Here is a 12,951-nt window from a genome sequence, read left to right on the forward strand (position 1 = left end):
CCTCGTGCTTCGAGGCGGCGCTTACGCGCCTCCTCAGCATGAGGGTTTGGAAAACGCCGGCTACGACCTGCTTTGCGCAGCGTGGCCGGTGTTTTTGTCGAGGCTGTTCAGATAATCGCCATAGGTGGTGCATTTAACATCCGGCTTGGTGCAGACTTCAGAAACAAGTCGCTCCATGGCGCGCCAGTAAGCACCATCATTCATCAGCACGAAATGGAAACCCAGCTGCAAGGGAATGCGCTCGCCGTCATATTGCTTGTCGAAGGCGGCGCGAAACGCCTTATAGGCGCGGTCCTCGAAGGCTGCCGACTGTTCTGGCGCTTCCTTGCCCTTCGAATGGCGAACATAGAGATTGTAATCCATGCCGACGATAGGACGTTGCGACGGACCTTCCGGGATCAGCGGCAGGCCAAAGGATGCGAACTGGCCCGTGAATTGGGGCAGTTCCGGCCCGCGTGTGACGGATGAGGCCTGATAGCGGAAACCATTGGCCTTCAGCGCGTCCTGCACCGGCTTCGAAGCGGCGAGATAGGGTGCGCGAAAGCCGTTGATGCCGTGCCGCGCGAGGTCGCGCCAGCCTTCCGGCTCGCCGTCGATACCGTTGTTCTTGTAGGCGTCGGCAACGATGCGGCGAAACTCGCCGACTTCCTTGTTCCAGTCGGCGGTGGACCAGCTTGTGCCATCGAAATGGCCGCAGCCATGGCTGGCAATCTCGTTGCCCTCCAGGTGCGCCTGCCAGATATTGCCAAGCCGGGTCACGACTTCATCATGGGTCTGGGCAAAGCCGACATTGGACGCGCCGGCCTTTTTGTGCGGGGGCTGATAGCTGGCGCGGTCCTTTCGGATCATAAGAAAGACGCAGGACAGGAAATAGGTGAAATGGGCGTTGTTCTTCTTCGCGAGTTCGCGTGAGCGCGTCCAAAGCGCATTGTCATGTGCGCCGTCGAAGGAAATCAGCACATATTGCGTTTTGGCGGCAGCAGCGTCGGCTCCGGCACTCGCGTCCGGCGATGTCGCCCTGGCAGGCGCACAAAAAGCCGTCGACAGGGAAAGAGCGAGAAGAGTTTTGGGGGAGAAAACGCGCATTGCCATCAGATACCGGGAAAATCGAAGGCCGGGAAGGGGGATATGACCTCGCTATCCCTTGAATATGGCGAAGGTCGGACCGAAATTCACTTTTACGCGGGGCTTGATCTGCTTATTTCGCAGACGGGTCTTACATATGGCGACAATTCCGACTAAAAGCGCCAGAACATCTATTTCGTAAACCAGATTCAAGAACAATGGCAGGTCCATGGCAGACGACAGTTTCATTCGCGAGGTAAACGAAGAACTCCGTTCGGAACGGGCGAAGCAGGTCTGGAAGAATTTCGGCCCGATCGTGATCGGTGCTGCCGTTGCTGTCGTTCTGGGCACTGCTGGCTGGGTCGGCTATCAGCATTGGACCGACAGCAAGGCGTCTGCATCCGGCGACAAGTTCCTCGCGGCGCTTGACCTCGCATCGGCAGGCAAGAACGATGAGGCGCTTGCTGCGCTCGACGATCTGGAAAAGACCGGCTACGGTTCCTATCCGGTTCTGGCGCGCCTGCGCGCTGCTTCGGTTCTTGCTGGCAAGGGCGACGCAGCTGGCGCCGTGAAGGCGTTCGACGATATCGCTGCCGACAATGCCGTGCCGGGCCCTCTGCGTGATGTGGCGCGCCTGCGTGCGGGCTATCTGCTGGTCGACAGCGGTTCTTATGACGATGTCGCCAAGCGCGTCGAAACCCTGTCCGCCGATGGCAATTCGATGCGCTCCAGCGCGCGCGAAGCCCTTGGCCTTGCTGCCTGGAAGGCCGAGCGTTACGACGATGCGGCTAAGCTGTTCAAGCAGATCGCCGATGACGGTTTGGCCCAGGCCAATATCCGCCAGCGCGCTAACACCATGCTGGATCTGATGCGCAGCGCAGGCGTTGCGGCACAAAGTTAAACAAAGGCTATCTTCGGGGCGGGTCTTGAACCGGCCCTGTTTCTTTCTGGAGTAATTTTCGTTCATGGGTTTCACTCTCGCTATCGTCGGGCGTCCCAATGTCGGCAAGTCCACGCTGTTCAATCGTCTCGTCGGCCGCAAGCTGGCGCTGGTGGACGACCTGCCGGGCGTCACGCGCGACAGGCGCATCCATGACGCCAAGCTCTACGACCTCAAGTTTCAGGTGATCGACACCGCTGGTCTCGAAGAGGCCGTCAATGACTCGCTGGAAGCGCGCATGCGCGCCCAGACGGAAGCCGCCATCAGCGAAGCCGATGCGGTTCTGTTCGTGGTCGATGCCAAGAACGGCCTGACGCCTGCCGACAACACCTTTGCCGAACTGGTGCGCCGCTCCGGCAAGCCGGTGGTGCTGGTGGCCAACAAAGCCGAAGCGCGCGGCGCGCAGTCGGGCCTTTACGACGCCTTCCAGCTCGGTCTTGGCGAACCGTGCCCGATTTCGGCTGAACATGGTCAGGGCATGCCCGACCTGCGCGACGCCATTGTCGAACTTCTGGGCGAAGAACGCGTCTTTGCCGATGAGAAGGAAGCCGAAACCGCAGACGAAGTCTTCACGCCGAAAGCTGTCGGCGAGCTGATCGGCGACGACATCGAAGATCCGGATGAAGAAGTCATCCCGGCTTATGATGCCACCAAGCCGCTGCGCATTGCTATTGTCGGACGCCCGAATGCGGGCAAGTCCACGATGATCAACACGATGCTCGGCGAAGATCGCCTGCTGACCGGCCCGGAAGCGGGTATTACCCGTGACTCGATTTCGGTCGACTGGGAATGGCACGGTCGCAAGATCAAGCTGTTTGACACTGCCGGTCTGCGCCGCAAATCGCGCGTGCAGGAAAAGCTGGAAAAGCTGTCGGTCGCCGACGGCCTTCGCGCCATCCGCTTTGCGGAAGTGGTGATCATCGTGCTCGACGCGACGATCCCTTTCGAAAAGCAGGATTTGCAGATCGCCGATCTGATCATCCGTGAAGGTCGTGCACCGGTCATCGCCTTCAACAAGTGGGACCTGATCGAAGACCGCCAGATGGTTCTGGCCGATCTTTACGAAAAGACCGCCCGCCTTCTGCCGCAGGTGCGCGGACTTCGCGCCGTGCCGATTTCGGGCGAACGCGGACAGGGTCTCGACAAGCTCATGGAAAATGTCGTGAAGACCCATGAGATCTGGAATCGCCGTATTTCTACTGGTCGCCTCAATCGCTGGCTGGAAGGCGTGATCGCCCATCAGCCGCCGCCGGCTGTTTCCGGTCGCCGCCTGAAGGTGAAATATATGACGCAGGTGAAGACCCGTCCGCCGGGCTTCGTCGTATCCTGCTCGCGCCCTGATGCGATGCCGCAATCCTATGTGCGCTATCTGATCAACGGTCTACGCGAAACCTTCGATATGCCGGGCGTGCCAATCCGCCTCGCGCTGCGCACCTCGGACAATCCGTTCGCCGGTCGCGCCAAGAAGAAGCGATAAGCATGATGCAAAAAAGCCCGGAGCGATCCGGGCTTTTTCTTTTGGCGCTGCTGTGCAGACTGCATCATGCTTTTGGCAGCACGAATTCGACACGCCGGTTCTGGGCGCGACCGTCGGGATTGTCCTTGCCCTCTATGTCGTTGGGCGCGACAGGTTCGCTTTCGCCACGCCCTTCCGGTTTCAGGCGTGCTGACGACACGCCATTGACGACAAGAAACTCGACAACCGCTCCGGCACGCGCTTTCGAAAGCTTGAGGTTGTAGCTGTCGGAACCCTTGGAATCCGTATGGCCGACAACCTGCACGGTGGAATCCGGTGTGCTGTCCAATATCTTGACGACATCACCCAGTGTGGACTTGGCCTTAGCCGTGAGCTTGGCGCTGTCGAAGCCGAACAGAATATCGCTCGTGACAGACAGGACGATGCTGTTGTCTGTCTCGCGCATCGTGATGTTGCCGCTCTTCTCGACAATCTGTTGCGCTGCGCCCGAAAGGCCGCGTGCGTTGCCATCCGTGCCGCTCGATGCTGAAACCAGATCGCGGATTTCCGGCACAAGATCACGAATATAAGCGCTCTTGTCCGTATTCAGCCCTGCATCCTGCGCTGTTCCAACCGATGGCAGGCACAGCGCAGCAAGGCCGATGAGACCGAAACGGGTCAATCGATGGATCGTAGCCATTGGCTGTTCCCCCTATTCAGCGGGAACGGCGAACGGCCCAAGCGGCTCGACCCCCTTGATATAGAGCGTCACCTTCTGGTCTTTCGGTGGTGCCGGAAAGACGCCATGCCAGACGCCGACCACAGGCCCCTTGCCGAACAGCGAAACGGAAGTCGGCGTGAGCGGCTTGCCCTCGGAGTCCTTCAACAGCAGATACTTCTTGTCGCCGGCAAGAAGGTAATAATCGTTCTCGTACTCCTTGTCCGACATGGAGCTGTAAAGCGTCGAGGAAACGTTGTCGCCTTCCGTGGCATTCTTGAAACGGACCTTGACGGTCAGCTTGTCACCATCGCGTATGGCGCCGCTAACCTCAGCGGTAACCTGGCCGCTGCTGTGATAGCCGGTGGCGAGCGGCTGGCCCGCTGCATCTTCAGCCAGCGCTGCAAAGGGCAGGGCGCTAGCAGACAACAAGAAGGTGGCCAGAAGTGTACGTGAGAGAAACGCCATGAGTATCGCTTTCATTTGTTGGACAGCCTGGAGCATCATGCAGTCGGACGAGATCACCCGGCGTCGCATTCATGCGGTGAGAACAAATAAGGGAGCAGTTCAGGCGGTATCATGAGAACAGATTTGGTCGGATTATGCTCTGAAAGGTGAACCACTCCGGATGCGGGGCCGAAACCTAACAGTCTGAAAACAAAAATTCTATAAAGTTTCAAAAAAACTACAATCTTTTACTTCAAACTTCTTTTCCGTTCGTTACATGACGGGTTTGGCCGGTGTTTCAGGTATTTATTTTCGCACCGATCTAGAGCGGTTCCGATTAAAACGCAGTCGTGGAACCGCTCTATCTATTTGTTTTTACGCATTATCCTGCGCAAAACCGCTACGCACTTTTGCTGGAAATGCTCTCATCCATTGGCATCAAAACGCACATTAACGGGTTGAGCTTGGCCGTCGCGGCTGCTAATCCGCCCGCTCCCCGATTTTCTCCCAAAAGGTGCAGTGATGACGAAGGCTGTTGAGAGCCCATTTGATGGCGTGACATTAGGCATCGATTTCGGCACCACCAACACGGTTTTGTCCGTTGCCAGCCCCGATGGTTCGGCGGCGGTGCTGAGCGTCGTCAAGGATGGCGCCGATGTGACCGGCTATCGCTCGATCCTCTGTTTCTGGCAGGATCGCGAAACCGGCGAACGCACGGTGGAAAGCGGCCCATGGGCGATGGATGCTTTTGTCAACGCACCGCATTCGACGCGCATGCTGCAATCCTTCAAGACCTTCGCGGCGTCGAAATCCTTCAGCGATACGCCGGTTTTCGGCAAGCGCTTCAAGTTCGAGGATATTCTGACGACCTTTCTCGAAACGGTTGCGGCGCGTCTCGGCGACCGGCTGCCGCCCAAGGGCAATCGCGTGGTGATCGGGCGGCCCGTTATTTTCGCGGGCGGCTCGCCGGACGAAGAACTGGCGATGCAGCGCTACGAAAAGGCGTTTCGCGCCTTTGGCTTCACCGACATCCACTATGTCTACGAACCGGTGGCGGCGGCCTATTTCTACGCGCAGGAATTGAAGGCGGATTCGACTGTTCTGGTGGCCGACTTTGGCGGCGGCACGAGCGACTTTTCCATCGTGCGTTTCGAAGTGGGCAAGGGCGGTCTTTCCTTCACGCCGATGAGCCAGACAGGTCTTGGCATTGCAGGTGATACATTCGACTATCGCATCATCGACAATGCAGTTTCACCACTGCTCGGCAAGGGCACGGAATACAAATCCTTCGGCAAGCGCCTGACCATGCCGAACCATTATTACGCAAATTTCGCGCGCTGGAACACGCTGTTCCTGATGAACTCGCCCGCGACGATCCGCGACCTGACCGAGCTTGCCAAGCAGGCGGTTGAGCCGGAAGCGCTGGAGCATTTCATCAATCTGATCGAGAACGACTACGGCTATGAGATTTATCGTGCCGTTTCGAACCTCAAGGTCCGGTTGTCATCTGAGCGCATGGCGGAACTGCATTTCAAGGCGGATGATTTTGAAATCCGCTCGGATATCACCCGCAACGATTTCGAAAACTGGATCGCCGAGGATGTGCGCCAGATCGAACAGTCGGTGGAAGAGGCTGTTGAAAAGGCCGGAATTCAATCCGGCAATATCGACCGCGTGTTTCTCACGGGCGGCACATCTTTCGTGCCAGTCATCCGCACCGTGTTCGAGAATCGTTTCCCCGATGCGGCGGTGACCAGCTCCAACCAGTTCGATTCGATCGCCACCGGTCTGGCGCTGATCGGGCAGGATGCGGATATCGACCGCTGGTCCGTGAAGTAAGAGCGCGCATCTTTTCCGAAGATCGTTTCAAACTTTTCGGGATGCGCTCTAAGGCAGGATCTCGATCGGCGTGCCATTCGGCACTCTTGCCCAAATGTCGCGCATTTCCGCATCGGTGACGGCAATGCATCCGTCGGTCCAGTCCCACAAATGATGCGCGGCTGCCAGCCAGCCCCAGCCATTCGGCAGGCCATGGATCATGATGTTGCCGCCCGGCGCGTAACCGCCCGCCGCGGCTGCCCGTTGATCATCTTCGTTCGGATAGGAAATATGCAGGCTCAGATGCGCCATTGAGCGCGGATTGCGCCAATCGATGAAGTATTGTCCTTCGGGTGTCTTCTCGTCACCCTCGCGCTGCTTGTGACCGCCATCGCCATTGCTGCCAAGCGATATGCGATAGGTGCCAATCGTCTGGCCCTGGCGCAGCAAGGTCATCTGACGGCTGGCCTTTTCAACCCGGATCGCATCGGCCTGCTGTTCTGCCGGAGCGGCGACGGGAGGTTCGACCAGACTGACCCGCGCCATGACCTTGGTATAGCCAAACAACGCGACAGCAATGAGCACGATGGCAGCGAGAGTTTTCTTGATCATGTTGTCCGATCTGATCCGAATATGCGCAAACGAAGAGATGAAGTGCTTTTCACAGATGATTGGGGCTTTCACAAGTTCATTGTGAACGATGGTCAGCACCGATAAGGTTCGGCTCGCAATCAATGCACGCGATATGGAGCAACGTCTTGTCTATGCTGAAGAATGACGAAGCTGTGTCCGCACGATTTACTGATCGTTTGCGACAGAGCACGGAGCCCTACTGGACACAGGCCGTGACGCATCGTCTGGTCCGGGAAATCTACACCGGGACGGCGTCGAAAGACGTGATGACGCGCTATCTGGTTCAGGATCACTGTTTCATCGATTGTTTCCTGTCCTTGCTCGGCGGTGCGCTCGTCAACTGTGATAGGATGGACGCGAAGCTGACCTTGGGGCGCTTCATCGGCATGATCAGCAATGACGAGAACTCCTATTTCGAGCGCGCTTTCGAAACGCTGAAGGTTGACGATGCGACGCGCTTCGATACACCCGATGCGGCGGCGACGACCGGGTTCAAGGCGCTGATGCTGGAAGCAGCAAAGTCCGGTTCCTATGCTGTTTGCCTGTCGGTGCTGACCGTAGCCGAATGGCTTTATCTCGACTGGGCAGACAAGGCGCCGAAGCCGCTGCCGGAGAATTTCGTTTTCGCCGAATGGATCATCCTGCACGACAATCCGTATTTCGTGGAGTTCGTCAGCTTTCTGCGTTCGGAGCTCGACCGTGTCGGCCCGGCCGCTGCATCAAAGTGCGAGGATTTCTTCCGACGGGCCGTGGAACTGGAGAAAGCCTTTTTCGACGCTGCCTATGAAGCTGGTAGCTAATCGGCTACCGCAACTTTCAGACACTCTTCGATTGAAGTTCTGCAAACCGGCGTTTGGGCCTGTTCCTGCTTGTTGGCGAGCCAATGCTTGTGGACGATGCGAAACTCGACATCCTTATAAGCATAGGTTCTGGCGCGGGATGTGATGCGGCTTTTCTCAAGCGCTTCACCGGTTATCACCATATGCAGTGACAGCCGCTTGAAGACCCATGGCTTCGCGCCCTTCGGATGTTCGAAAACCTCGACATGATAAAAGCGGTCACCAACCGTTTCATCCGGCGTGATATGCACTGCCGCCCAGCGCGTGACTTTCGGCGTATCGGCGAAAATGACTACGCCATTGCGTTGAAGATCCGCCTTGGCCGTGGCTGGCAATAGCGTGAGCACGCAGAGGAGGGCGGCAACTATCTGTCCGGGTTTCCAGTTTCGCATCGCGGCTCCTTATCGGTAATCTGCGTGTAGATTTTTGACGAAATAACTTTCGTCCTGTCGGGGCAATTTTGTCCCTTGTCGCCCGTGCGCTCCAAAAACACAATGAAAACAAAAGCCGGGCTGATAGCGTTAATTCTAAATTAATCAATCTTTTCAAATAGTAAACGGAAGCCCGTTAACGATACATCAAGGTTAATACTCCATTATCAGCGTTGTTAAGCATATCCCGAAATGCGTGAAAACGCGCCTCGGACACGATGTGCGCGAGAACAACAGAAGTCTGTGTGAGTGGAGTGTGCGGTGCGTCTTGTGTCGATACGAGCGCTGTTTGGTCGTCGGAAGACCGTCGCTGAGCCGGTATGGCATTATCCTGTCACGGGCTATTGCCCGGAAGAGGGGCGCTATTATGCCGTGCGCGCGAAGCCGCGTCACATCGCCCGCAAGCCGCAGCGCCTGATCCCGCTGGTACTCACAGCTTTCGCCTATCTCTTCAATTCCAATGCGATTGCCTTTCAGGATATGGCGAGCCTCGTGCCTTCCGCCGATCTTGGCACGCATCGCTGGACGGCTTTCGTCGCCAAGGCGCCCGTCGGTTCCGTGCATCAGGCGGAAATGCCTTTTGTCGATGCAACGACGGTCACTGGCAGCATCGCAACCAACGGCATAGAAGTGCCTGGCATCGGTCGTGTGGCGCTTTCGGGTGGCAAGAAGACCGCCAAGCTCGGCCCGGATGATCCCAATCCGGATGAAAACCGCATCAACCGCACCGACAAGACCGGCCGCCTTGTCTCGGTCAAGCCAAAGGCGCCTGCCAAGGCGTTCACGGCGGGCAGCATGTTCGACAAGATCAGCATGATCACCCGCCCGCCGGAAAAAACCGACGCCAAGATGGCTTTTTCCAGTAAGCTGGAGGGCAAGGAAATCGGTATCACCATGGCCTTCCATGCCGTGAAGCCGCCAAAGCCAAGAGCGGAAATGCCGGTGCAGCTGGCCAAGCTGATCACCAATGACCAGCCGGATGTGCTGGCGCTGGGTTATGCGCCTTCCACACCCGATTATGGAAAGACCTCACCCTTCGAAAGCATCTTGAAACCGGATCCGAGCGAGGGGCGGTTCGTCCCGCCGATTGGCGATGAAGATCATGGATGGGCGGCAACTCCGTTGCCGCCTTCGGCATTTACTGCGAGCGAACAGAAGTGCCTTGCCGAGGCGGTCTATTTCGAAGCGCGCGGCGAGACGGTCAAGGGGCAGGTGGCTGTGGCGCAGGTGGTGCTCAACCGCGTGCGCAACCCGGCCTATCCGAACACGATCTGCGGTGCGGTCTATCAGAATCGCGACTGGCTCAATGCCTGCCAATTCTCCTTTGCCTGCGATGGCCAGAAGCACCGTGTGACCGAGATGCCGCAATGGCGTATGGCGCAGCAGGTAGCAAAGACGGTTTCCTCCGGCCAGATCTGGCTACCGGAAGTGGGCTCCGCCACACATTATCATGCGACCTATGTGAAGCCCTTCTGGGCGCCGACCATGAAGAAGCTGACCAAGATCGGCCTTCATGTCTTCTACCGCACCTATGGCGGCGGCTGGAGCTGATAAAGCAACCTCCGAAAGAAGCGCGAAGCGGCTTACCATCCCGTACCGCGACGGTAAAAGCCAAGCCCGGAAAAGCACACAACATGTTCGCGGGACGAACAGCGCGCCGCGCTGCCCGCTGATCTGTGCGAACGCGACCGACAAATCAATTTCAGTAAAAGATGGCTTCGTTTCACCGGAAATGCGCTCGGCGTTGTCTGGTATCACCGCTGTTTAATAGCCCGCTGAAAAATTTACGTTCTTTGATGTTCAGGGGGAAATACATTCGCTTGCCTGAATATAAGGCTTTATACGTTCAAGAAAGCTTTGGAATTCCATCTGAAATAGAAAACGTGTTCGCAATTTATCTTACAAATAAAAACATAAATAAATTATATATTTTAATAGTTAGATTTTATTCCACAGTATCCATTAGAAATTGTTAAATTTAATTTAGAAATATTGATATAAGTTACCGTTATCAATAAATTAGTAAAATAAAAACAATAAATATCAATATAGACATAGTTTTTTAAATAAATATAAGATCGGAATCGAATGATATCCGTGTGTTATTTTATAATGTGAGGGACTATGAATATACTTAATAAGCATTTGGCTTATTTGCTTATTGGTACATCATCTTTATTAGGATGTGCGCATGCTGCAATGGCGCAGCAGCCTGATTATGGAGCTCCGGTTCCCGTGGCCGATTTGGGTGGGGTCAACACAAGCACAGCAAGCAGTGTTACCGGGATATCCCTAGACGGCAAAGTCGTCGTTGGGAGTGCTGCGCGGTCTAACGGGTCCACTACCGCGCCTGTGATGTGGAATGGTGGTGCGCTTATTGAACTTGGAACGCTGGATAGCGGGGTATATAACGCGAAAGCTACTGCTGTTTCCGGCGACGGCAGTGTGATTGTCGGCAGTACAGGGCAAAATGGTCACGGGGCCGCTACCATTTGGCGTGCTGATTTGATAGGTCCTCAATATCTAGATCCTCTGAATAATGCCTATCAGTCCACCGCCAACAATATTTCTAGAGACGGCAAAGTGATTGTTGGAAGTTCCAATACGACTGCCTTAGGTGATAGTCATGCAATGGCTTGGGCCACAAATGGAACCCGGACTGATCTCGGCTCCTTGGGTGGTAGCTATGCCAGAGCCCAGTACGTTTCCGCAGATGGGTCTGTGATTGCAGGGCAAGCGGATACTGCGGGTCTTGATGCCCGAGGTGTCGCTTGGTTTGGTGGATTAGCACAGATTACGGACCTCGGGACTTTGGGTGGTAAAACCTCAGGGACCACAGCAGTTTCCTCCGATGGCGCTGTGATTGTGGGTTATGCTTTAACATTGCCTGGTGATACTCACGCTGTAGCGTGGTCTGATGGGAATCAACAGGCCGTAAATCTTGGAGCGTTGGGAGGTACCTCTTCAATCGCATCAGCAGTTTCCGGCGATGGCAAGGTGATCGTCGGGCAGGCAGCACTAGACAACGGGGACAAACACGCGACGGCATGGCTCGGTGACGCGCTTACGCCGACTGATCTTGGAAATTTGGGCGGTGCTACTTCCGCGGCGACTTTGGTTTCCAATGATGGCACTGTGATTGCCGGAAACGTGACGACGAGCGATACCGTAAAACATGCCGCGCTCTGGAAGCTTGTGACAGTAACGCCACCAGATCCCGATCCTGACCCGAATCCAAAGCCTGATCCCGATCCAAACGTAAACCCAACGCCGACGCCGGACCCGACTCCCACGCCCGTAGGAATCGATGTCACCAATACGGTTGATACGGTAGCCGCACTTGCGCACGACACCTTCTCCGTCATGGGTTCGCAGGGCGCTATCGTCGGTCGGTTGATGGGTGGAAGCAGCAGCGGTCAGGGCTTCAACGATTTCTCCGGCGCTGGCCTTGGAATGGCGAAGGCAGGCGAAAACTGGTACGGCATCTATTCCGATGTCGGCCGTGCTGGCGACAGCAAGGATGTGCTCGGCTGGATGACGCTCGGTCATGCCTTCACCGATAATTTCTCGGCGGGCGCAACCATCGCGCACACTTTCTGGCAGGACATGCCGGACAATTACGACCGCACCAACAACAATATTGGCGGCGGCATCTATGCGCAGTGGAAAGATACTACCCAGAGCGGAACCTGGTATATGCGCGGTTCCGCGGCGATCAATCGCTATGACGTTGAGCGGACGCGACAGGTTCTGGGCTATACCGAACCCGGCACCGGCGACAGCACCATCAATGGCTGGGGCGTGCAGCTTGAAGCGGGGCAATCCTTCGATCTCGGCAACAAGACGTCGCTCGGTTACTATGGCGGCTTGAGCTATACCGATCTGAAGATGGACGGTTATACCGAAACCAATGCCTATTTCCCGTTCACCTATTCGGATGTGAAATCACAGCGCACGACGGCCTATTTCGGCCTCAACTACGGCATGGCGCTGACCGACAAGGTCAACTGGTCGGTCAATGCGGAGATCGAGCAGGATCTTTCGCACAAGGACCCGAGCGTGATCGCCAGTGCCGACTATATCGGCGCATATGAGTTCGGCTCGGATACGGCGCATACACGCGGCAGCCTGTCGACCACGGTTTCCTATGCATTCAGCGATGCTGTCAGCATTGGTGTTACGCCGTATGTCAACCGCACGCTGGACAAGGATACCGCGTTCGGAGCGATCATCGGTCTTTCCGGCAAGTTCTAGGGCTTGCCACGATAGGCGCACGGTTCCGCATGAATGGAAGAGCCGGAGCCGATGACAGTTCGGCGGCGGCGTTCCGTTTGACGGAAGCTGATCTCATAAGCACAGACAGGCGGGAGAGGGTGGCCTCTTCCGCCTGTGTCATTCCAAGGCGTACTGTTTCCATCGCCGTAATTGAGCGCTTTCGATTGCCCGCATTGGCCAATCTTGCAGGGCGACTCTTCTGGTTAAAGAGCAAAGCGGGCTTGTCCGGTGCGAAATGTGCTCATTCGCGCTGTGCCCACCGTGATCGGCTGGGGATAGCGGCAACGAAAAAGTGAAGGATTCGCGCCACATTCTTCGTCTTTGGGCGG

The 12,951-nt window shown here is 56.4% G+C and carries 11 protein-coding genes and 1 pseudogene; 7 read left to right on the forward strand and 5 right to left on the reverse strand.

Translation table 11 applies throughout. From position 1 onward, the window contains the following. Positions 1-60 precede the first annotated feature (60 nt). Positions 61-1,086, reverse strand: coding sequence for a polysaccharide deacetylase (locus QBD01_RS03560; protein WP_280992101.1), 1,026 nt, complete (start codon positions 1,084-1,086; stop codon positions 61-63). Positions 1,087-1,294: 208 nt separating this feature from the next. On the opposite strand from QBD01_RS03560, the gene QBD01_RS03565 reads away from it, so the two are divergent. Both QBD01_RS03565 and der read left to right on the forward strand, forming a co-directional pair. Continuing rightward, complete coding sequence (locus QBD01_RS03565; RefSeq protein ID WP_113534691.1) at positions 1,295-1,966, forward strand: tetratricopeptide repeat protein; 672 nt, start codon at positions 1,295-1,297, stop codon at positions 1,964-1,966. Positions 1,967-2,030: 64 nt separating this feature from the next. After that, positions 2,031-3,482 carry a ribosome biogenesis GTPase Der gene (gene der / locus QBD01_RS03570; RefSeq protein WP_280991629.1) on the forward strand — a complete coding sequence of 484 codons (1,452 nt, stop codon included), beginning with the start codon at positions 2,031-2,033 and terminating at the stop codon, positions 3,480-3,482. Between the two features lie 64 nt (positions 3,483-3,546). Here der and QBD01_RS03575 read toward each other — a convergent pair whose 3' ends face one another. Beyond that, entirely contained in the window at positions 3,547-4,161 is a 615-nt protein-coding gene (locus tag QBD01_RS03575) for an OmpA family protein (protein ID WP_280991630.1), read from the reverse strand. Between the two features lie 12 nt (positions 4,162-4,173). Next, positions 4,174-4,662 (reverse strand): hypothetical protein, encoded by a 489-nt coding sequence (locus QBD01_RS03580; protein ID WP_280991631.1) that lies wholly within the window; start codon positions 4,660-4,662, stop codon positions 4,174-4,176. Between the two features lie 486 nt (positions 4,663-5,148). On the opposite strand from QBD01_RS03580, the gene QBD01_RS03585 reads away from it, so the two are divergent. Beyond that, entirely contained in the window at positions 5,149-6,465 is a 1,317-nt protein-coding gene (locus QBD01_RS03585; protein WP_280991632.1) for an Hsp70 family protein, read from the forward strand. A gap of 48 nt (positions 6,466-6,513) precedes the next feature. Here QBD01_RS03585 and QBD01_RS03590 read toward each other — a convergent pair whose 3' ends face one another. Continuing rightward, complete coding sequence (locus tag QBD01_RS03590) at positions 6,514-7,056, reverse strand: L,D-transpeptidase family protein (protein ID WP_280991633.1); 543 nt, start codon at positions 7,054-7,056, stop codon at positions 6,514-6,516. A gap of 152 nt (positions 7,057-7,208) precedes the next feature. Between QBD01_RS03590 and QBD01_RS03595 the strand changes: the two genes are divergently transcribed. Then, positions 7,209-7,877, forward strand: a complete 669-nt coding sequence (locus tag QBD01_RS03595) for a TenA family protein (RefSeq protein ID WP_280992102.1) — start codon at positions 7,209-7,211, stop codon at positions 7,875-7,877. Here the strand turns inward: QBD01_RS03595 and QBD01_RS03600 are convergent. Further along, a complete protein-coding gene (locus QBD01_RS03600; protein ID WP_280991634.1) occupies positions 7,874-8,308 on the reverse strand; it encodes a DUF5086 family protein in 435 nt (144 codons plus the stop codon). The two genes, QBD01_RS03595 and QBD01_RS03600, sit on opposite strands and share 4 nt — an antisense overlap. Before the next feature lie 300 nt (positions 8,309-8,608). Between QBD01_RS03600 and QBD01_RS03605 the strand changes: the two genes are divergently transcribed. From QBD01_RS03605 to QBD01_RS03610, 3 genes and pseudogenes are all read left to right on the forward strand, one after another. Then, positions 8,609-9,898, forward strand: a complete 1,290-nt coding sequence (locus tag QBD01_RS03605) for a cell wall hydrolase (protein ID WP_280991635.1) — start codon at positions 8,609-8,611, stop codon at positions 9,896-9,898. An 804-nt stretch (positions 9,899-10,702) separates the two neighbouring features. Next, positions 10,703-11,293, forward strand: a pseudogene (locus tag QBD01_RS25405) (hypothetical protein); the annotation flags it as partial. Between the two features lie 3 nt (positions 11,294-11,296). After that, a complete protein-coding gene (locus QBD01_RS03610; protein WP_280991636.1) occupies positions 11,297-12,601 on the forward strand; it encodes an autotransporter domain-containing protein in 1,305 nt (434 codons plus the stop codon). Positions 12,602-12,951 lie beyond the last annotated feature (350 nt).

It is taken from the genome of Ochrobactrum sp. 19YEA23, assembly GCF_029909865.1.
Lineage (GTDB): Bacteria > Pseudomonadota > Alphaproteobacteria > Rhizobiales > Rhizobiaceae > Brucella > Brucella gambitense.